The 21,389-nt window shown below is 46.8% G+C and carries 15 protein-coding genes; 10 read left to right on the forward strand and 5 right to left on the reverse strand.

What is annotated here, in order from left to right:
• Window positions 1–33 precede the first annotated feature (33 nt).
• The gene (locus tag LJ740_RS06305) at window positions 34–1,632 is read left to right on the forward strand and encodes a hypothetical protein (protein WP_229528227.1); all 1,599 of its coding nucleotides are present in this window, start codon (window positions 34–36) and stop codon (window positions 1,630–1,632) included.
• A gap of 72 nt (window positions 1,633–1,704) precedes the next feature.
• Complete coding sequence (locus tag LJ740_RS06310; protein ID WP_229528228.1) at window positions 1,705–4,386, forward strand: TonB-dependent receptor plug domain-containing protein; 2,682 nt, start codon at window positions 1,705–1,707, stop codon at window positions 4,384–4,386.
• A 79-nt stretch (window positions 4,387–4,465) separates the two neighbouring features.
• On the opposite strand, the gene LJ740_RS06315 is transcribed toward LJ740_RS06310, so the two are convergent.
• Window positions 4,466–4,699: a hypothetical protein gene (locus tag LJ740_RS06315; protein ID WP_229528229.1), complete on the reverse strand. Its 234-nt coding sequence runs from the start codon at window positions 4,697–4,699 to the stop codon at window positions 4,466–4,468.
• A gap of 117 nt (window positions 4,700–4,816) precedes the next feature.
• Between LJ740_RS06315 and LJ740_RS06320 the strand changes: the two genes are divergently transcribed.
• From LJ740_RS06320 to LJ740_RS06345, 6 genes are read left to right on the forward strand one after another with little or no spacing between them, the layout of a single operon-like run.
• Window positions 4,817–5,590, forward strand: a complete 774-nt coding sequence (locus LJ740_RS06320) for a DUF3450 domain-containing protein (protein WP_229528230.1) — start codon at window positions 4,817–4,819, stop codon at window positions 5,588–5,590.
• Window positions 5,591–5,602: 12 nt separating this feature from the next.
• Window positions 5,603–6,964 (forward strand): MotA/TolQ/ExbB proton channel family protein, encoded by a 1,362-nt coding sequence (locus LJ740_RS06325; RefSeq protein ID WP_229528231.1) that lies wholly within the window; start codon window positions 5,603–5,605, stop codon window positions 6,962–6,964.
• 5 nt (window positions 6,965–6,969) lie between these two features.
• The gene (locus LJ740_RS06330) at window positions 6,970–7,497 is read left to right on the forward strand and encodes a MotA/TolQ/ExbB proton channel family protein (RefSeq protein ID WP_229528232.1); all 528 of its coding nucleotides are present in this window, start codon (window positions 6,970–6,972) and stop codon (window positions 7,495–7,497) included.
• Between the two features lie 39 nt (window positions 7,498–7,536).
• Window positions 7,537–7,944 (forward strand): ExbD/TolR family protein, encoded by a 408-nt coding sequence (locus LJ740_RS06335; protein ID WP_229528233.1) that lies wholly within the window; start codon window positions 7,537–7,539, stop codon window positions 7,942–7,944.
• A 2-nt stretch (window positions 7,945–7,946) separates the two neighbouring features.
• Window positions 7,947–8,555, forward strand: a complete 609-nt coding sequence (locus tag LJ740_RS06340; RefSeq protein WP_229528234.1) for an energy transducer TonB — start codon at window positions 7,947–7,949, stop codon at window positions 8,553–8,555.
• Window positions 8,556–8,564: 9 nt separating this feature from the next.
• Entirely contained in the window at window positions 8,565–9,890 is a 1,326-nt protein-coding gene (locus LJ740_RS06345) for a tetratricopeptide repeat protein (RefSeq protein WP_229528235.1), read from the forward strand.
• Window positions 9,891–10,129: 239 nt separating this feature from the next.
• Here LJ740_RS06345 and LJ740_RS06350 read toward each other — a convergent pair whose 3' ends face one another.
• On the reverse strand, window positions 10,130–10,561 hold the full coding sequence (locus LJ740_RS06350; RefSeq protein WP_229528236.1) for a hypothetical protein: 432 nt from the start codon (window positions 10,559–10,561) through the stop codon (window positions 10,130–10,132).
• 104 nt (window positions 10,562–10,665) lie between these two features.
• On the opposite strand from LJ740_RS06350, the gene LJ740_RS06355 reads away from it, so the two are divergent.
• On the forward strand, window positions 10,666–11,742 hold the full coding sequence (locus LJ740_RS06355) for a PQQ-dependent sugar dehydrogenase (RefSeq protein WP_229528237.1): 1,077 nt from the start codon (window positions 10,666–10,668) through the stop codon (window positions 11,740–11,742).
• A gap of 318 nt (window positions 11,743–12,060) precedes the next feature.
• A complete protein-coding gene (locus tag LJ740_RS06360; protein WP_229528238.1) occupies window positions 12,061–12,876 on the forward strand; it encodes a hypothetical protein in 816 nt (271 codons plus the stop codon).
• 78 nt (window positions 12,877–12,954) lie between these two features.
• Here the strand turns inward: LJ740_RS06360 and LJ740_RS06365 are convergent, their stop codons facing one another.
• From LJ740_RS06365 to LJ740_RS06375, 3 genes are all read right to left on the reverse strand, one after another.
• Window positions 12,955–15,156, reverse strand: coding sequence for a multicopper oxidase family protein (locus LJ740_RS06365; protein ID WP_229528239.1), 2,202 nt, complete (start codon window positions 15,154–15,156; stop codon window positions 12,955–12,957).
• A gap of 41 nt (window positions 15,157–15,197) precedes the next feature.
• A complete protein-coding gene (locus tag LJ740_RS06370; RefSeq protein ID WP_229528240.1) occupies window positions 15,198–17,651 on the reverse strand; it encodes a TonB-dependent receptor in 2,454 nt (817 codons plus the stop codon).
• A gap of 83 nt (window positions 17,652–17,734) precedes the next feature.
• Entirely contained in the window at window positions 17,735–21,379 is a 3,645-nt protein-coding gene (locus LJ740_RS06375; protein WP_229528241.1) for a two-component regulator propeller domain-containing protein, read from the reverse strand.
• Between the last annotated feature and the right edge of the window lie 10 nt (window positions 21,380–21,389).

The raw sequence follows: 21,389 nt of genomic DNA on the forward strand, positions 1-21,389 counted from the left end.
TTCTTGAACACATATCAACTTCCGGAGAACCCGATGGAACTTAAGAATTTATTTAAAGTTAGTGCAATTGCAGTAGGTTTAACTCTTGCTGGTTGTGGTGGAGATATCAACGTAACTCCAACAGTGAATGATAGCAGTGTTAACAACTCTAATAATACAACCAATAACAACAATAACCCTGATACGAGTGAGCCACCTGCAGATGAAAATCCTTGTGCTTCTTACGGTGAGCTGCAGGGAAATTATGACGGAACAGATTGTACTTACAATGCTTCTTTTGCAAGTTCGACGGTTGAAATTACAGAAGACTTATCTCTGGATGCGTTAGAAAATGGCGGCGTACATTATTTTCTTGGTTCTTTAATTATGGGTGAAGGTTGTAACACCGTTGCTGAAGCATGTACTGTCGAAGTAAACGGTCCTACACTGACAGTTGAAGCGGGTGCCACTGTTGTATTTGACAACGCTTCTTCACGTGTACAAATCAACCGCGGAGCTAACATTGTTGCTGAAGGTACTTATGCCGCTCCGGTTACCTTTACTTCTGCTAAAGCATATTCTCGCCTTGATACCGTAGGTAACGGCGCTTCTCCTCAGGATTGGGGTGGCATCATGATCGACGGCTTTGGTATTACTGACCAATGTACAGACGCAGAGCGCAGTGCCGGTACCTGTAACGCTGAGTCTGAAGGTGCAGTGACTTACTATGGTGGTTCTGACAATACTGACAACAGTGGTAGTCTGAGATTTGTTAAAATCCATTATGCTGGTGGTTTACCGGCAGGTGCTGAAGAAGGTAATGACTTAAACTCTTTAAGTTTATTTGCTGTTGGTTCAGGTACCACCATTGAATACATCGATATTTATGCTGGCTACGATGACGGTATTGAATTGTTTGGTGGTGCTGTTGACCTGAAGTACATCGTTGTTACTGATACCCAGGATGACAGCATTGATATTGATGCAGGTTGGCAGGGCAACGCACAGTTTATTTTGGCAAAGCATGGAACTGTTGTTAATGCGAACGGTGAAGTGATTGCAATGGGTAACAATGGTTTTGAATCAGACGGTGAAAAAGGCGACAGTTCTGCTGAAGCTCCTGCTTCTGCACCTCATATTGCTAATGTTACGGTAATCACTACTGATAACTTGTCAGTACGTGACACAGACCCATCAACGGCTGTTAAGCTTGATGATAATATCTCCGCGACCTGGTACAACGGCCTGCTGGTTAAAGCGGTTGACACTCAAAGTTTCTGTTTTGATATTTCTGGCGATGCTGTAGATAACGTTGTTGCCAATGTAACATCATTCCAAAACTCAGTTGCTGCTTGTGCAACATTGTCAGACGATACTGACCTGACTGCTGAAAATGGAAACACAACAACAGTTACCGCTTGGTTTGAAGGTGGTAACAGTGAAGTTACTGGTGGTAACGCTGATGTATTGGCTGGCAACGGGTTTGCAACTGCAACTGGAAGTGCAGACATCACTGTTTCACCTTTTGATGTAACGACTTTAGGTGACTTCTTCACCGCAGTAGACTTCATTGGTGCTGTATCAGACACAGACACTTCTTCAGATTGGTACAACTGGGCAAAAGACGCTTTCGATAATTCAAACGACGAATAATCAATTTGTATCAATAGATAAATAGGCGCCGTTGTTGCGCCTTTTTATCAATTCTGAAAGTGGGATTGAATTATGAAGACTCGATATAGAGCAAGTAAGATCTCAGTTGCAGTCGCTCTTTCAATGTTAGCAAGCCCAGTGCTTGTCTACGCTCAGGAAGACGACGCGGCAATTGAAGAAGTTGTTGCCAGAGGTTCTCGTTTACAGGGAACCGCGGCAGCAGTAATCGAAGAGCGTAAGAACCAGGCTTTTGTTGCAGACATTTTAGGTGCTGAGCAAATATCTCGTACTGGTGATGGTGATGCCGCTGCGGCTCTTCGAAGAGTGACTGGTTTGACGTTAGTAGATGGCAAATTTATCTACGTGCGCGGACTAGGTGAGAGATACTCCAGTGCCCGGTTGAATGGCGCAGCAATTCCGAGCCCAGACTTAACTCGTAACGTTATACCACTGGATATATTTCCCACCAGCGTGATAGAGAGCCTGTCTGTACAGAAAGCATATTCCCCTAACATGCCTGCGGCATTTGGTGGCGGTAACGTTGATATCAGAACTAAATCCGTTCCTGGCGAGTTTGTAGGTGGGATTCAGGTTGGCGTTGAAGCTGACTCCAATAGTTCTGATGGCTTTACCTATAACCGCAATGAAAATGGACAACCTGAAGCGTTAAAAAATGCCGTTTTACACTACAAAGGTGATTTTTCATTAGCCAGCATTATTAACCGTGATGTGTTAACTAATAACGAAAGTGCCACGGCAGCTCAGCAGGCGACGACAGTCAACCATGATTTGATGAAGTCACTCCCGCGAGATATGTCGATTACTGACGGTTCACTGGACCCAAATTATTCCATTCAGGCGTTTATTGGCGATAGCTACGACGAAGATTGGTTGGGCGGAACTATCGGGTTTTTGGCATCGGTTGCTTACGATAATAAATGGAAGTATACAGAGCGACGTAATGCCGTTATTAACCCCAATCAGGTTGAAAGCGACTGTTCGACAACACTGGACACTGAAGAAGCCGTTGCCAATTCATGTTTTGATCAGTTTGTTGATTCGGAAGTTACCAATGAAAACGAGCGTCTAAATGGGCTGTTAAACATTGGCTACCGACTGGGTACTCATAGCATTAGCTACAATAAAATATATATTGAAGATAATGAAGATGAAGCTGAAATTTCGATACTGCAAAACCCGACACTAAACAACACCATTGTGAGTGGTAATAGGGCCGGCCGGGAACATAGTTTCACCTTCGAAGAGCGTACTTTAGACGTGGATCAATTTCGCGGTCAACACACGCTACTTGATTACTGGGGAATTGGCGCCGACTGGCAATATACCCAATCAGAAGCTGAAACAGATATTCCACTGCAGGCAACCTACGCGTTTACCGATCAATATGATGATAACCAGCAATATGTTGACAGCATCATAAGTGGTGGCAATGGCCAGGTAAACTATGAGTTTGTAGAAATGGATGACTACATGAAATCCTGGGGCGGCAATGTAAACTTACCAATCTCATTAGGCAAATATGAGTTGGAGTTCAGAGCTGGATGGGATGTTCTTGATCGTTCCAGGTACTACACTACCTCGAGCTTTTTCGTAAACAACACAGGTACCGCTGTTAGTGTCAATGACGATTTGAGTGATATAAACGGTATAACTTCATACCTGGATAATCAGTTTATTGACAGTACTAACCTTCAGTTAGCGTTTAACGAACCTGAGTTGTCTGAGCCAGATGATTATTTGGCGGCACAAAAAGTAGAAGCAGGATATGGCTCATTCGATGTAATTTATGATAACACGTGGCGTATTAGTGGGGGTCTTCGTTTTGAAGACTTTAAACAGGTCGCCATTGGAACATCATCTTCAATATTTACCCGTGAAGATTTTGAAGCGGTATATAGTGAAGAAAACATCATGAATGGCTCAGTGCAGCAAAGTGATTGGTACCCTTCGCTTAGCCTGACTTACATTAATGGTGACGACTACCAATTGAGATTTGGTTACGGTGAAACTGTCGTTAGGCCGGATTTAAGAGAAGTTGTTCCGGTAGGTTATTTTGATCCTTTAACGGATATAAGAACCTCAGGTAATACTCAGCTAACGGCAAGTACACTTAAGAACTATGATGTTCGATATGAGTTGTATTATCCCAATGGTGATAATTTGGCATTGTCATTATTTTACAAGGATATTGCTGCTCCCATCGAAACTATCCTGAGAATTGGTGATTCTTCCTATACTGCTGGTTTTACCAATGGTGACACTGCTGAGCTTTATGGAATCGAGGCTGAGTGGTTATATGACTTATCCTGGTTGGCAAGTGGCTTCTTTACGTCAGGAAACATCACATTAAGTGACTCTGAAGTAACCATAGATGCGGCTGATGCCGGAAGCTTAACCAATACAACCAAGCGGATGAATGGTCATTCAGAGTACGTAGTGAACCTTCAACTAAGCTACGATTCAGCTGATGGTGAACACAGTGCTTCTTTGGTTTACAACGTGTTTGGGGAGCGAATTCTTGCATCAGGTATCAATGGCCGTGAAGATGCTTTTGAACAACCGTTCCATTCTTTAGATGTAGTTTATTCTTACTATCCTTCGTTTAATAGTACAATAAAGTTCAGGCTAAAGAACCTTCTTGGCGAGGACCAGGAAGTAACACAAAACGATATCGCTGTTCGCACCCGAACTGTTGGTACAACGTTTAACGTAAGTTACAAATACGATTTTTAATCGACTTAATGAATTGGGCTTCCGATTGGAAGCCCAATAATTACCTTCCTGTTTTGATTACAACAACACTTCTAAACCGTCAACTTTCTTGAACATCTGGTTTGTAATCTCGGCCAGGGGCAAAAACAGAAATTCTCGTAATGTAAAACGGCAAATCAATTGACACACAGCTTGCCTTTTTCAGCTTTGTCATATTTCTTCCATTAACCATCAATAAGATAACTTCCGGCTGCGAAAGCATTACTACGGGAAAGTTGGCCGACACTATGCCTGCAAACTCGGCCTGCTTAATTGGGGCGGCTGCGAAGCGCATTTGAGCGCAGCAAAATGTGATGTAATAAAACGATCATATTTCCCCCCTACAATCTCGCACCATCTTCGGGCGGTACGCCCAATTGTATAGTTAACACACATCTTAGGGTCTTTTTATATGAAGTTTTCCAAAACTTTTACCCTTTCAGTTGTAGCTGCAGCTTTGTCTGTCACTGCTATGACAGGAAGTGCTCAGGAAGATGGTTATATCAAACCAGCCATTGATACTGCTAAGCAAATTAACGAATCTGCCGCGACGTCTCAGGAAAAAGTTAATGCTTACTCTGAGCAGGTGGGCAACAAATTGCAAACTTTCAAAACCATCAATAAAGAAACCGATGGTTTGCGTGTTTATAACACCCAGTTGGAAAAGCAAATTGCTAACCAGGTTGCGGAAATGGCGGCACTGAATAAGTCCATTGACGAAGTCAGTGTGATTGAACGCCAAATCACCCCATTGATGATACGCATGATTGACGGACTGGAGCAGTTCGTGGAGCTGGATGTGCCGTTCTTACCAAAAGAGCGCTCTGACCGCATTGAATCATTACGCGACATGATGGACCGTGCAGATGTGTCTTCTTCTGAGAAGTTTCGACGTGTTATGGAAGCTTACCAGGTAGAAATGGATTACGGCCGCACTATGGAAGCTTACTCAGGCATTTTAAGTCTGGGTGGTCAGGAACGCGATGTCGACTTTTTGAGAGTTGGCCGTACCGTATTGGCCTATCAAACCCGTGATGGCTCTGAACAAGGTGTCTGGAATCAGGACACCAAGACCTGGGACATGCTGGATTCCAGCTACCGCACACAGTTGACCAGTGGCTTGCGTATGGCGAAAAAGCAAAAAGCCCCTGACCTGTTAATGCTACCGGTTAAGAAGACCAACTAAGGATATTGCGCAATGAAAAAGTTCGTTAAAGTTATCTCTACATTGTTCGTTGCCTCCGTCTTATCTGGTGGTGCAATGGCACAAAACAAAAACCTCGACCTGGATGCTTTGTTAAAGCAACTGGAAGAAGGTAAGTTTGCTCAGAACCAACAAAACCAGCAGCGTGAACAACAGTTCCGTGCTCAGGTTGCAGAGCAAGATCGCATGATCCGTGAAGCACAGCAAACCCGTGCCAATGAAGAAGCCAAAAGTGAGCGTCTGGAAACCTCGTTTGAAGAAAACGAATTTAAAATCGCTGACTTACAGGGTGCATTGGACAAGCGCTTAGGTTCACTTAAAGAGTTGTTTGGTGTGCTGCAGCAAGTGTCGGGCGACACCAAAAACAAATTCCAAAACTCGGTGATTTCTGCGGAAATTCCTGGTCGTGGTGAATTCCTTGATAACCTGGCGCAGTCAATGGGTAAGTCCTCTAAGCTGGCATCCATTGAAGAAATTGAGCGTGTCTGGTTTGAAATTCAGCGTGAAATGACCCAGGCCGGTAAAGTGACAAACTTCAGTACTGAAGTGGTTGAAGCCGACGGTAGCAAAGTCACCAAAGATGTAACCCGCGTAGGTCCTTTTGCACTGGTAGCGGATGGCAAATACCTGGATTTCAATCCGGCCACTGGCACCGTCGCTGAATTAATTCGTCAGCCTGCGGACCGTTACAAAACCTCAATCAACGAACTGGAAGCGTCCAGTGGTGAATTTGTTAAATTTGGTTTAGATCCTACCGGTGGCTCCATTCTGGGTTTGCTGGTTCAGGCGCCAAACCTAAAAGAACGTGTTGAGCAAGGTGGTTTAGTGGGTTACATCATTTTGGGTGTGGGTGCAGTAGGCTTCTTACTGGCTATCATTCAGTTGATTAACTTGTCACTGATTCAAATGAAAGTGAATGCTCAGCAAAAATCGACAACACCGAAAGCGGATAACCCGCTGGGTCGTGTGTTACTGGTTAAAGACAAGTACCCGGAGGCGGATGTAGAAGCATTAGAACTGCATTTAACAGAAGCTATCCTGGGTGAATTACCTAAGTTATCTCGCTTTTTGACTATCGTTAAAATCATTTCAGTTGTGGCACCGTTAATGGGACTGTTGGGTACCGTAACCGGTATGATCAATACCTTCCAGGCGATTACCTTATTTGGTACCGGTGACCCTAAACTGATGGCTGGTGGTATTTCTCAAGCCCTGGTAACTACCGTGCTGGGTCTGGTCGTTGCAATCCCAACTACCTTGTTATACGCATTCTTAAACACGCGCAGTAAAGGCATTGTTGCAGTTCTGCAAGAACAGTCTTCAGGGGTGATTGCAGAGCGCGCTGAAAGAGGTTAATAGCTATGTTCATCGAGTTTTTTGAGGCTATTCGCGATTTTACGGAAACCGGTGGAGCCGTTGTGTTCTACATCGGTATCCTGATCTTCGTGATGTGGCTACTCATATTGGAACGGGCGCTGTACTTCTTCATCTGGCATCAGAAGGCTAAAAATGAAGCCATTGCAAACTGGGGAGCGCGTCAAGATCGCAGCTCCTGGAACGCAGAGCAAATTCGACAAATGATGATTTCGCGTTTGCACCTGGGTATGAACAGTAACGTGTCTATTATCCAGGCGCTGGTGGCATTGTGTCCTTTGTTGGGCCTGATGGGAACCGTAACCGGCATGATTGAAGTGTTCGATGTCATGGCGATTTCCGGTTCAGGCAATGCCCGTTCAATGGCATCCGGTGTCTCTAAAGCCACTATCCCAACTATGGCCGGTATGGTCGGTGCGTTGTCAGGGGTATTTGCTGTAGCCTGGTTAACCAGAACAGTTAAAGCCGAGCGCACACATGTTGAAGAAGCATTAGAACTGGACAGACATATCTAAAGTGCCGGGTGATGAACCCGGCCTTAAAGCGAGAAATTTATGAAACAGCATTTTCAAAATCTGGTAGAAGAGGAAGAAGCCACAATCGATATGACGCCCATGTTGGACGTCGTATTTATCATGCTTATCTTCTTCATTGTAACGGCATCCTTTGTTAAAGAAGCGGGTATTGACGTCAATCGTCCGGAAGCCTCTACGGCGGCTGCAAAGCCCAGAGCGACTATTCTGGTGGCGATTTCCGACAAAGGTGAAATCTGGATTAACAAGCGCAAGGTCGACGTGCGCGCAGTACAAGCCAACATTGAGCGTTTGAAAGCAGAAAACCCACAGGGTTCTGTCGTTATTCAGGCTGACAAAGAAGCGAATGTTGATAAGTTAATCAAAGTAATGGATGCAGCACGTGCCGCCGGTGCATATGACGTATCTATTGCGGCAGCAGAGCAGTAATTATGATTCGGGTATTGATTGCGTTAATTCTCAGTGCAGGTATCACAATGGCCCTGTTTTATGTAATGCAGTCGTTGATCGAAAGTGGTGGTAGCGCGTTAACGGACGCGCCCAAAGGCCGGGTACTGGACTTTGTCCGGGTGCCTAAAGAAGAAGCGGTAGAGCAAAAAGAGCGCAAGCCTCGTAAGCCACCGCCGCCAAAAGAGCCACCACCACAAATGGATCAACCTCAGCTTGACTCATCAACACCTAACGCTGAAGGCAGTGGCATGGACTTCTCTCAAGACGTTTCCACAGATGTGGCATTGGACGGTGGTTTGGCTTTGGAGTCCGGCGACGGTGAGTATCTGCCCATAGTCAAAGTGGCGCCGGTATATCCACGGAGAGCTTTACAACGTGGAATCGAAGGTTACGTTATTGTTGAGTTTACGGTGACTAAACAGGGTTCAGTACGCGATCCTGTGGTAGTGGAAGCACAGCCACAAGGGATATTTGAGCAGGCGGCTATTGATGCTGCGATGAAATTCAAATACAAGCCGCGCGTAGTGAATGGTGAACCTGCAGAAGTATCGGGTATACAAAACCGTATTTCTTTTGAAATTGATGGTTAGAGGTAAGCAATGTTAAAACACTCTTTATCAAGAATTGCTTGCGCTCTATTCGGAGTTGCTGTTTATGTTGCACCTGCAACGCATTCGGTAATTTCGGGTGGCATTGTGCTGGCACAGGAAGAACAAGCTACTGAACGCAAATTGAAACGGGTTCCTGCATTAAGGGGCAAGGTTTATGAGCAGCTAGCCAGAGCCCAAAAGGCCGGAGACGAAGGCAGTATTGAAGAAGCAATAGAAATATTGGATAAGGTGAAGGATAAATCTGGATCCATGAATAGCTATGAAATAGCTATGATGTACAATTTCTATGGGTTTATTTACTACAATGCCGAAGACTTTAGCCAGGCATTCGAAGCGTTCAAGTCAGTGGTTGCTCAAGATCCAATACCAGAAAGCTTTGAACAGGCCACATTGTTTAGTTTGGCGCAGTTAAGTCTGATGCAGGAAAAGTACAATGATGTGATCACTTATCTGGAGCGTTGGGAAGCGCTGAATCAGGGAAAGATCCCGGCTAAAAACTATGTGCTGAAAGCACAGGCCATGTACCAAAGCAAAGATTATCAGCAGGCAGCTGATTATATCGAACTGGCTATTGCGACGCAGGAAGACAATCCCGATGACGGCATTGCCGATGAAAACTGGTACATTCTGCAACGGGCCATTTATTACGAGCTAAAGCAGCCTAAAAAGGTCACTGAAGTACTGGTTAAGTTGGTGCGCTACTATGATAAACCCAAATACTGGATACAGTTGGGTGGTATGTATGGCGATATCGGTCAGGAGAAAAAACAACTGGCGGTGATGGAAGCGGCCTATCAGATGGGATATGTGGAGTCTGGCAACGATATGTTTAACCTGGCTCAGCTGTATTATTACCATCAGGTGCCTTATAAAGGCGCGCGGATCATGGAAGAGGCCATGGACAATGGCAAACTGGAGCGCAACCTGAAGAACCTGCGGTTTTTGTCGCAATGTTATGCAGCTTCCCGGGATAACGACAAGGCTATTCCTGTGATGCAGGCGGCCGCGGAATTGTCTGAAGATGGCGAGTTAAATGCACAATTAGCACAATTGTTCCTGAACTCAGACAACTGGGATCAGGCTATCGATAATGCGCGCATCGCTTTGGATAAAGGCGATATTCGCAGCCCGGGTACAGCCCACCTGGTGATTGGTATGGCCTTGTTTAACAAGCAGCGATTTGCTGAAGCGCTTAACGCCCTGGCAGAAGCTGAGAAATTCAAAGGCACTTCCAGAATGGCGAAGCAGTGGATGCAATACGTCTCTTCTGAGAAGAACAGCTTTGAGCGCATTCAGGCGGAACTGTCTTCTTAACAACTGCCTTGTTATCAACATTGCTGATATAAAAAAAGCGCTTCGGCGCTTTTTTTGTGCCTGGCAAATTTAGCCCAATCCAACTATAAACTGAGATTTAAATTAACGGCTTAACTCATCTTAGCGCGGCCTTTCAGACGTGGATGTGAAAATGACTAGCATCGGGTTTTTTAACGGATGATGTCAAAATGGGGAAATAGGCCTGCTTCTAATGCGATATCAGAGTAGAACAGCAACAACTATACGGTTTTCCGGCACTGCATAAACACCCAGCCACCGACAGCACCGGCTAAAATCTGGCTTAAAAAGCCCAATTCCGTTCTGGCACCCGCGATCAGCGAGACGTTAAAAATCGGGTGCATTGCCAGTAATGCACAGCACATGGCCAGTAATCCCGCAACAGGGTATCGAATGGCGGGCAGGGGACGAACCCAACGTGACAGACCTTCTACAATCAGAAAGCCAACCAGCAGTGACAGCAGAATGATGGCACCATAACCCGGCAATAAACCGATGAGATCAGACAATGTCATGCTTAACCTGTCGGCGAGGGGAATAGTAACGCCAACATCGGTCAGCGCCGCCAGCACAAATTGACTGTGCGCTATGCTGGCAATGCAGAAGGTGGTCAGCACCGCGACTGAGAAATGCAATAATAGTTTTATGGACATGGTATCTAATCACTTATGCCTGTCTACTGCTCACTATTAAAACACTGGTAATCGCTCCTGTCTTCCCTAAAATGAAGCTAAGTCAAAGCAAAATACGGTCTTTTATGCGTTATCTGTTGATGGGGATTTTCGGTTGGGTGTGCAGCGTTCATGTGATGGCGACTGAATACAGTGCCACTGTTTTGGTGGAAGGGTTGAACGCTCCCTGGGCTATGGCCAGTTTGCCGTCAGGGGGCTGGTTAGTGACTGAAAGAAGTGGGCAGCTGCTTTACATCAAGGATAACACTATACAGGGACGGGTCGCAGGTACACCTGAAGTGTATTTTGCCGGGCAGGGCGGGTTGCTGGATGTCAGTCTGCACCCGGCGTTTGAGAATAATGGTCTGATTTATTTATCTTACAGCCAGGGAAATGCTGACAGTAACGCATTGGCTGTATTCAAGGCCCGCCTGAATCTGTCGGGTTTAACACTGGAAGACGGACAAACCATTTTTTCTGTGTCCCCCGGCAAAGATACTCCCGTGCATTACGGCGGACGCATTGCATTTATGGCTGATGGTTCCCTGTTGCTGAGTTCCGGTGATGGTTTTGATTATCGGGAGTCAGCGCAACGCAAAGACGCGCAACTGGGCAAAATACTGCGTATGGACGACAGCGGCAGGGCACTTCCGGATAATCCCTGGTTTGCCGAAGCCAAATACCTTTGGACGCTTGGGCATCGCAACCCGCAGGCATTGTTATTTGATGCTGTCTCAAATTCAGTGTTCAGTCATGAGCATGGCCCGGCAGGAGGTGATGAAATTAATATCATCAAAGCCGGTGTCAATTACGGTTGGCCGGTGGTCACCAACGGAAAGGATTACTCCGGAGCCAGTATCAGTCCGTTTACTACTTATCCCGGCATGCAATCCCCCTGGCTGGACTGGACACCGTCAATCGCTCCCTCAGATATGATTTTGTATCGGGGGCAGCAATTCACCGAGTTTCAGGGGCAGCTGCTAGTGACCACACTTAAATCCAGAGAGCTGCGGCTGGTGGAAATGTCTGATGGTCAGTTCACCGCTCAGAAGCGTTTTTTAAGTCACCTCAATGAACGGTTGCGCGGTATCGAGCAGGATGCAGCAGGCAATATTTTTCTGCTGACGGATTCCGGGAAACTGTTGCAGTTAACAATTGATTAAAAACTATGATGAAAAATGAATGGATTGCAAAAACATTCTAATAATCAGTTGTTTAGTGTTTTTTGAGGCATTTTTTGATTAGATAAAACGCACAAACTGGCTGATTGTGTAAATGCCTGCTTCACAATGTGGCTATTCTCTGTTGAGTCACAAATTATCCTTTCATTTTTGATCACGCCACTCAGAAGATGATTCATCTTGCTTTCTTTAATATGGCTTCATCACAGAAACCTTCGGGCACGAATACCGGGCGTATTCGAAGTCAGACCCGGTACTGAAACAAGGGCAGCCTGGTTCAGTTTTGGAAAGGAAAGCAACATGAGAAAGACCATTACTTCTGCCGCTTTATCATTGGAAGAGAACAAAGCCACCGGAAAAAGAACCCCTTTGAGTACTTTATCAAAGATGTTGGGTCATGATCTGATCAACGAACTGGCGTGGCGTTGCCCTGAAGCTGATCTGGTAAAACTGTTTAAGCGCAATGTCTCAAAGAACCACCTGGAAGTGGGGGTAGAAGGCGGTTATTCCCTGGTTAAGCGATTAAAGGCAAATGCTGAACTGATGGTGTCATTTCTGGATTCTGACAAGGACTCATTAAAAGCCGCACACAAACAGGCAAAGCACCTTTCACCGCATTTGTACTACGCCAATTTATTGCAAAACTGGAATTTTAAAAGCCGCAAATTTGATTCCATCAATCTGAATATGGTGATCCAGAGCCTGCAGGGCAGTTTTGAAGATCGCTTGTCTACGCTTTTTCACAATGCTCGGATGTGCATGGCACCCAAAGGCAAAATTTTTGGTAGTACATTATTGGGTCAGGCTGAAAACGGCAAAATCTCCAGTATGTTGATGGCCATGTACAATAAAAAAGGTGTGCTCAACAACCGCAAGGATAACGTGCGACAGCTGACCAATGTACTGGAATACTATTTTACCGATGTCAAAGTGTTCACCGTTGGCAGTATGGCATTGTTTGAGGCAACAATGACAGCAGGGAAACGCGATGGATATGCGCAATTGGTGCCCTATGTAGCCCGCCGTGAGCGCGCTGACATTCGTGAATTACCCGTCTATAAAATTGATAACTCTCGCCGCAAAGAGGTGAAGATGGATCGCCGGTTTGCGTTTTAGCCGCACTTGCCAAGGCTATTGATAAAACAACAGCGCCAATTGGCGCTGTTGCTGTTTACAGAGTTGCCTAATTAATGCTTACTCTATCCGGCCATGTTCCATAATGGCTTTGTGTAGCTGCGGAATTTCTTTCTTAATATCTTCCAGGGCGGGTTCAATCGATACCACCTGCATCATGCCCTGATCTTCGTGGTTCAGTACGTGACAATGTTGCACAAAAGCGCCAGTAAACACTGTGTAACGGGTTTTTATGGTGGCGATGTGTCCCTGACCTATACCTTTAACACCTGAAGTCGGGGTTTTTGGATCGAAGGTTTTACCGCTGATATATTCATCCAGCTGAGCCTGACTTGCAATATTGGTCAGGGTTTCGGTATTGCGGAATACCGGCGCTTTCAGGGTGTCCTTCCAGACCCAGTCGTTTTCGTTCATGCCTTCCGGAAACGGATAATTAACGCCGTAGGCAAACTTACGCTGTACCTGAAAAGGATTTACGTGAATATGAAAGATGTGATTGGCACTGTTGGACTCACCACTGATTTGCCAGATATTAGCGGAGTTAAGCCCCAGAATGCGGGCAAAATCAACGGAAGGATTAAAGTTAAAACAGGACCAGTTGCCATACGCATCCCGGCCATCACAAATCATGTAAAAGTTCTTCGCCTCAGCACCGCAGGACACCAGATTGTTGGCGTCATCTGTACAGGGTGTGCAGCTTCCGCCATGTTCCGGACATTGGTATTGCGAAGACACCTTGTAATGCACCTGCTGGATCTTGCCGTTGTCCAGCTCTGCTGCCGTCAGAGGTTTAAGTGGGGCTTCGCCAGTGTAGGGGTCACCCTGAGTGTAGTCAGTGTAGGCTTGTGCAATCTGGTCCGGAGTCGGAAGGGCTTGCGGCGTCGCCAGGGCTTCGTGGGTTTCAATTTGTAGCAGAATGCGTCTAAAGTTGATGGCACCCGTTGCAACACCGGGATCTGTATCGGTTTTGTCGCGTAACTGTACATTCACCTTGTCTTTCTGACCCTGGTCAATCAGGAACAACCGGGAGTCTTCATCGCTGTGAGAAGCGCTAACCTGCACCAATACATCGGTGCGATAACCGGGTGCTAATACCGCATATGGGATACTGGGCATAGTGCCTGTGGGCAAGCCATCTAACGCTATCTCATACATATTGATCACCTCAGCGTTGCTGAAGTCGATATCACCGGTTTCGCTGATGTCTGAGGCAGGTACCTTAACGAGTTGCGGATTGATGCCATCGGTAATACCGGCGTGAATAAAGCGCCAGCGTTGGATTTCACCAGGTTTAATCGCAACCTTTGGATAAGCCTGACCATTGACGAACACCGGCCGGTTCAGGTTTTTATAACCGACGGCTTTGCCGGTGCCACTGATATCGCCTTGTTGCAGATTGTCGTAATTTTCTATCTGACCGTCTCTGCCGTAAGCCAGCTGCTGAAATAGCATGATTCTGTCTGGTGCATTGCGGATCACTTCAATGGTTTCCAGGCCTTGGTTGTGATCGTTAACAATAAGTGCTCCGGCCATACCACTGGCTACCTGCAAGGTTGTTGAGCCGTGCAGGTGAGCGTGATACCAGAATGTTCCTGATGGGTGACCTTTTGGCAGATGAACGATTTGATCGTAGGGCGCTTCCCGAGGCTCCATTTCCCGGAAAATATTGTCGCTTTTTCCGGTGGGATCAACATGCCAGCCGTGGGTGTGCAGGTTGGTAACATTAAAGTTGTGAGGCACGTTAAAATTCATTTCTACCGGTTTGGGCGGGACATAGCCAAGCGTCGTAGACTCACCCCCATGTCCGGCACCATCCAGATGATGAAGATGCCCCATGCGCGTCATCTCTTGTCGTGTGGCTTCGTTTTCAGCGGGTAATTTGTTGTAAATGTCGGCCCGGTAGGTGCGATCCGGGCGGATCACCATGGTAGGACCCACCGGACGGTCATCATATTTAGGGCCAGCCCACTGTCTCAGCCGGGTCTGACAGCCCGCCAACACCGGGGTTTTATATTCCACCACCAATTTGGCCTTGGTATCCTTATCTTTATCAGAAAAATCATAAACCGGTGGGTTTTTAAGTTTTGGGGCGTTGTCCAGCAGGGTCTTACGTTGACCGGCAGTGGTCATTACAGCACAGTCATTTGATGTTTCTACCACCTGAGAACGCGCTTCTGCTGGATTATGGTATCCCTGAGCCAGCAACAGACAACAAAGTGCAGACAGAGCCAGCTTGCTGTTGGTTTTGAAGGGGTATTTCATATTATTTTCCTTAGCCTGGTTGGATAAAAAATTATTATAGTTTAAATTTTGTACTCTGCCCGAATGAGCCAGTGTCTGGGACTGTCTAACAATCCGGACACGGCCGCATTTCCGTCCTGGCCCAGTTGTCCGGTGGTTAGCTTGTTGGTCAGGTTATTGATGTGAAAGCCTATTTGCCATGGGGCATTGTCGCGGGTCAATACCAGGCTGAGATTGAGTTTATGAAACGCCTTTTGCTGACGTAGAGGATCGGCGTGGGGAGAGGTGAAGTAGTCATCAGAGTAAAACCAGTTTAATGAGCTATTTATCTGGTAATTTTTATCTATTTTATAACGATTACTCAAGGTGGTGGACAGGCTGAATTCGGGGGCAAATGGCATTTTGGCCCCACTCAGATCCTGAAAACAGCCTTGCTGACGTTGGGCACCAAATAGCGCTGCAACATCGGTGTTAGCAACAACACTTTGCAGGCGGGTGCAGTCAGCCCCCGGATATCGGGAGAATTCGGCATCCAGCCAGGTGGCATTGCTATGCAGTTGCCAGGAAGAGGATATTTTCCATGCGACATCCAGCTCCACACCCTGAGAACGGGCGGCAGTAATATTGCGGATCAGTGCCCCCGAGATAAAGCCATCGTCACCCATATTGGAGTTTTGTTGCAGGTTTCGGTAGTCGGTGTGAAACAGCACAACTGACACCGCGAGCTTTTGTGCCCACAGTTGTTGGCGTATACCAAGCTCATGACTCCAGGCATATTCTTCGTCATAGCGTAATTCTGATTCAGACAGATTATTCAGACGAAAATTAAATCCACCACCTTTGGCGCCTTTTTGCCATTTGTACCAGTAATAGTAATTGGCTTGTGGCGCCCAGCCGAATGTGAAAGATGGCAATAGTGAATGAAAGTCGTATCGTTGCCCCTGAAATTCGCTGACTGTGCGGGCCTCAAACTGGCGGTAGTGGGCGGGATCGGCTGTCACATCCTGGATAAGTGTTTCGGTGAACAAACTGCGGTTCGCCTCGCTTTGAAATTGTTCACGATATAAATGACTGAGGCCACTGAAGTGTTTACGGGTGTTTTGCCAGCGCAGTCCCGGCGACAGAGACAATGTTTCAGTGGCTTGCCACTCCAACGCCCCATAGACGGCCCTGCGCTGTTCGTCTTGCCAGGCCTGTGCGTAGTTCAGCTGTAGATTGTCCTGACGCCGTGCGTCGAGATCGGAGGTGCTGTAATACAACTGGTTGTCGTGCCAGTAGAGCCCGGCTTCCCAGCGCAGTTGCGTGGACAATTCTCCATTCAGGCGTAACTCCTGAGAATGTTGCCTTACCTGGTCTTCAGACCAATACAAACGTTTGAAGTTAGCGCCGTGACTGAGGTCATTACCTGAAAATCCAAATTCCGTGTCGTAGATTGCAGAGATCAGTCGGGCATTGACCTGCTCACCTTGCCAGTGGCTGGTTAACACCGCAACCTGATGTTGTAATTCCGCCTCGTTATGTGGGGCACTGGGGGAGCGGTCGTCGAATTGGTTATCAACAAAGGTTTCCCGGCAAGTAGCAGGTACGCGTAATGGATTGTCCTGTTCTGAACCGGTAGATTCCCAGAAAGACTGCAACTGATTTTGGGTCGACAATCCAAGTCCATAAAGATTGTTGCAACCACCAGGTTGCCAGGCGTAAGGGTTGTCCTGTTGCTGATGCTGGCCTTCCAGTTTCAGGTTAAAAACCAGATTCTGATGCGCCTGCCACACCAGCGATAATCGCCCTGCCTGCTGTTTCGTGCCACTGTCTGCCTGTCCTTCTCCCTGGCTGTCAATCATGTCCCAATAGCCATCACTGTCCTGCAGTTTTAATGCGGTGCGTGCTGCGAATTGCTCATTGACCTGAATGTTTCTGGCCAAATCTATCCCCAGAGTCTGATGTTCACCTGCGATCAGTGCCAGATAACCTTCACTTTGCTCCAACGATGCCGCTCTGCTGGTAAGCGCGATTACGCCACCGGTGGTGTTTAGCCCAAAGTGCAGACTTTGCGGACCTTTAAAGACTTCCAGATTTTCTGTGTCGAACAAACTGGTCTTAATGACTCTGGAGCGACCGTGGTAAACGTCATCCAGATATACCGCCACAGTTTGATCCATGCCGGCATTGCCTTGAGAACCAATGCCGCGAATGAACAGTTTTGATGCGCCGGAGTTAGGGGCCGCGAATACCGCGGGTAAGCGCTCGCTGGCCTGTTCAATACTGGGATGGACCAGTGTCGCTAACTGCTCTGCTTTTAGCAGTGTGACCGAAACCGGTAGTTGCTGGATGGGTTGTTTTTGTCTGTGGGCCGAGACTTCGATAACTTCCAGTGCATCACCGGCGTAGCTTACCTGGCTAAGCAGGTTGGCAAAAACACAACTGGCAAATAATCGGGTCCCTGTACGACGGAACAATAACGTCGGCATGATGTGATATCCATTTCTGGTAGTTAAAGCCAGTTTAGCCAATGGCAAAAAATATTCCAGCGAGTCAGGGAGGTTTTTAACGCGCAATGAAAGGAGACTAAAGAGGCGAGAACCGCGAAACCGATTAAGTGTTATTCAATCGGGATGCGCAGTTCAAATTTAGCACCCTGCAGAAAACCTTTCACCAGCGGGCCAGCGGTGATTTGACCATGGTGAAATTCTGCGATGAGCCGGGCTACATAGAGGCCCATTCCAAAGTTTCCTTTGCGGGCATCCGTTTTGGAAGAGGTAAACAGGTTAAACATATCATCCACGTCTTCCGGCAATGGGTCACCAATATTGGCGACAGAAATAACACAGTTGCTGTCGAGCAACTCAACTCTGACCTCGATATCGGTATCCGCCTGACAATGCTCTATCGCGTTATTAACCAGCTTATCCAGACATTGAGTGATCAATGCGTCATTGCCGCGAATAAATACAAACGGGGTAATATGCCCTACCACAGATGCCTGCGGATAAATGGCTTCGTAGTCTTCCAGTCGCTCTGAGACCACCTGACTAACTTCAAACTCTATGGATGTGGTTTGCATAATAGAGGCTTCCAGCGATGTGGTTTCACTGACGGCTTTCATAATACTACGCATTTCTTTATGGCTTTTCTCGGCGCGATCAACATACTTGTGCAATTCGACATCTTTGATTTTGCGGTTGAGCATGTTCAGTGAGGTTTGTGCTCCCAACATGGAGTTTTTCATTTCGTGATTGAGGTAATGAGTGATGTTTTCCAGCCACGTGATGCGCTTTTCGTGTGTTTGTTTCTGCTCCTGATAAAACCGGGCATTTTTTAATGCCACTGCCGTATATGCGGCAATGGTACGTAAAAACTGACGCTCATATTCGCCATAGGCGTTTTCGTGACGGCTGCGCACAAAAATAACGCCGGTGGCGATACCATTAATTTGCAGTGGTAAACAGGCACAAGATTGATAGTCCAACATCGGGGATAAATTCAGGCCGTTTTCCAGTGCTTTTACCCGGTCTTTTGCGCTGTTGATCACCAGCTCTTTGTTATCTTTAAAGCACTGCACACAGATATTGGGATGCTCAGACAAACTGATGGCATGACGGCTCAGGGATTCAAAATTACTGATCACTAAATCAAATTTCAGGGCATTTTTTTCTTCATTTAACAGCCCCAACATAAAGTCATGCTCGGTCAGGATAGACTTCAGGTGTTTTTGCAGGTTATAAAAAATTTCCTGAAAGTTAAGAGAACGGGTGATTTCCATACCAATATCCCCCAGCAACGCCATGTTGCGGGTACGCGCTTCTACCAACTTATTGAGCTTTTGTTCGTTGCGGCGAATTTGATTGATGCGGGTGCGATAGCCTATGGTTAACAGGGTTAATAAACCTAATACACTGGCCACCTGGACCCACAACCTGGACCAGAACGGCGGGATGATTTCCACGATTATTTTGGCACTGCTGTGCTTTTGGTAGTGGGTTGGCGAGTCTGTTACCTCGAATACATAGCTACCGGGCAACAGGTTGGTGTAATTGGCGATGCGCGAAACATCGCTGGCATACCACTTATCGTCGAAGCCCTCCAGACGGAAATATAATTCGTGCGTGGCAGCAGGGCGATGATCAATTTTCCCAAACTGAAATTTAATATTGCGTTCATCGCTCTGCAGGATCAGATTCAGGTAGTTGTCGCCGGTGGCCGGATAATCTTGCTTTTCCTGATTGATCCAAAGGTTTGAAATGACAATGTTTTCATTGTGGTCACCTTGCCACTGCAGGTTTTCTTCAATGTAATTGATGCCGTTTGAACTGCCGAAACACATCATACTTTCGGTACAGTTAAGTATCGAACGCAGATTCATGGAAGGGCTACTCAGGCCGTCAATTCTGCCAAAACTGCGCATTTCTGTACCGTCGGCGCTGATGCGGGTTATGCCTGTGCCGGTGGATACCCATAGGTTGCCTGGCCAGTCAGAGGTGATGGCGCGTATTTCATCGTTTGCCAGGCCATCACTGATAGTCAGGCGCTGGGTAACCCCTGAGTTGCGATTGATTTTGAGTAAGCCGGAATAGGTGCCGACATAGATAAAATTATCACGGTGGCTGTGCAAACTGGTGGCGATGTAATTCGCGTTTTCGTCACCGGCAGAGAACCTCAGTGGCAAACGCGTGAAAAAGTCATCTTGTGGACGTTTATACAATAACTCACTGTTGCCGGTTATTAACCACAACGCGCCGTCGGTGGCTTCTGCAAGTTGCGCAATATTGTTATCCGGTAATTTGTAGGGCAGTGGCGCCCCCGTGTGAAAATGAGTCGCAGTTCCGTCGGGGGCAACCATCAGCACCCCCTGATGTGCCGAATTCACCCACAGATTATCTTTGCTATCCACAAACAAGCGAATATGGTTCAGTTGATTGATACCCAGTCGCTCATTAAAGGAAATCAATTCACCGGAGATGAGGTCGTAGCGAAAAAGTCGGTTTACCGTGCCTATCCATAGCCATTGCTTATTTTGGCTAATTGCCACTGACAGGGTTAAGCCATTAATGGTGTTTTCCAGCACCGGAGGTAATGACAGTGTACTTTTGCTGTTCAGATCAAAGCGTATTATGCCGTCGTTGGTTCCAGCCCAGACTTTGCCTTCGTCATCCCGGGCCATTTCCCATATTTGTAGTTTGTTCTGATCCAGGTAATGCTGATTTTGGATTTGTTGTACCGGTTTAGGGCGCAGGTTGAGTTTGTATATGCCGGAGTAGCGGGTGGCTAACAGTAATACATCCCTGGGTGTTACCCAGATATCGCGAATATCTTTTTGCGCTAAATAACTGTATTGCCCGTCTTCAAAGCTGAAAAACGCTTCGGCTTGCAGTGAATAGTAAAAAATGCCGGAAAAGGTACCAATCCAAAGCCCTGAGTCATTGTGAGCGACGATGCGGTTAACAGAAATAATATCTCGGCCGGGCGGCATCATTTTTTCAATTTTTTTAGTGTTCAAATCCATTTTGAACAACCCCAGGTTGGTGCCGAACCACAGACTGTTGTCTTTAATTAACAGGGTGCGGATGAGTTTGTCCGCCACCGACATATCACTGGCATTGAAGTAGCTTTCAAAGCTCTGATCCTGAGGGTTTAGCTTAATCAGACCATTGGAGGTGGCAATCCAGATATTGCCTTCATTGTCCTGTGACAGGCTCCAGATGCGATTGTGATTTAATCCCGGCTGTCCGGCCTGGTGTTGCCAGGCCTGTAATGTCTGGGTTTCAGGAATGATCCTGAATAGTCCACTGTCGAACGTTCCTACCCAGATACTGTCATCACTGGCCTGAAATATGGACTGAATACGTTCGCTGGCCAGTGCGTCGCCTATCCAGCTAAAATCCTTCAGCAGCGTACGGTTATGATTGATAACCTTAATACCTTTACCCCAGGTACCCACCCACAATTCATCCTGCTTATCCAGATAGATATTGCCCGGACTCATCATGGATAGCTCAGGAAGCGCAGGGTGACTAAAGGTCTGGGCCGAATAGCCATCTAACAAACCCAGACCTGACGGCGTTCCTACCCAGATAAATCCCAGTTCATCTTGTTGCAGTGAAAATACGGTATTGGAGGGCAGGCCCTGAGCAATCGTGATCTGCTCAGATTCAGAAAACACTATAGGCTCAGACAGCGCATTGCTGTAGCTCAACTGAGGCCAGCTGAGTATTAGCCAAATAGTGACAGAAAGAATGGTTAACTTCATCGTGTTATGC

The organism is Planctobacterium marinum (assembly GCF_020687805.1).
Classification (GTDB): domain Bacteria; phylum Pseudomonadota; class Gammaproteobacteria; order Enterobacterales; family Alteromonadaceae; genus Planctobacterium; species Planctobacterium marinum.

Coding starts and splice junctions, on each gene's coding strand:
- LJ740_RS06305 (WP_229528227.1), top strand. CDS start 34: ATGGAACTTAAGAATTTATTTAAAGTTAGTGCAATTGCAGTAGGTTTA.
- LJ740_RS06310 (WP_229528228.1), top strand. CDS start 1,705: ATGAAGACTCGATATAGAGCAAGTAAGATCTCAGTTGCAGTCGCTCTT.
- LJ740_RS06315 (WP_229528229.1), bottom strand. CDS start 4,699: ATGCGCTTCGCAGCCGCCCCAATTAAGCAGGCCGAGTTTGCAGGCATA.
- LJ740_RS06320 (WP_229528230.1), top strand. CDS start 4,817: ATGAAGTTTTCCAAAACTTTTACCCTTTCAGTTGTAGCTGCAGCTTTG.
- LJ740_RS06325 (WP_229528231.1), top strand. CDS start 5,603: ATGAAAAAGTTCGTTAAAGTTATCTCTACATTGTTCGTTGCCTCCGTC.
- LJ740_RS06330 (WP_229528232.1), top strand. CDS start 6,970: ATGTTCATCGAGTTTTTTGAGGCTATTCGCGATTTTACGGAAACCGGT.
- LJ740_RS06335 (WP_229528233.1), top strand. CDS start 7,537: ATGAAACAGCATTTTCAAAATCTGGTAGAAGAGGAAGAAGCCACAATC.
- LJ740_RS06340 (WP_229528234.1), top strand. CDS start 7,947: ATGATTCGGGTATTGATTGCGTTAATTCTCAGTGCAGGTATCACAATG.
- LJ740_RS06345 (WP_229528235.1), top strand. CDS start 8,565: ATGTTAAAACACTCTTTATCAAGAATTGCTTGCGCTCTATTCGGAGTT.
- LJ740_RS06350 (WP_229528236.1), bottom strand. CDS start 10,561: ATGTCCATAAAACTATTATTGCATTTCTCAGTCGCGGTGCTGACCACC.
- LJ740_RS06355 (WP_229528237.1), top strand. CDS start 10,666: ATGCGTTATCTGTTGATGGGGATTTTCGGTTGGGTGTGCAGCGTTCAT.
- LJ740_RS06360 (WP_229528238.1), top strand. CDS start 12,061: ATGAGAAAGACCATTACTTCTGCCGCTTTATCATTGGAAGAGAACAAA.
- LJ740_RS06365 (WP_229528239.1), bottom strand. CDS start 15,156: ATGAAATACCCCTTCAAAACCAACAGCAAGCTGGCTCTGTCTGCACTT.
- LJ740_RS06375 (WP_229528241.1), bottom strand. CDS start 21,379: ATGAAGTTAACCATTCTTTCTGTCACTATTTGGCTAATACTCAGCTGG.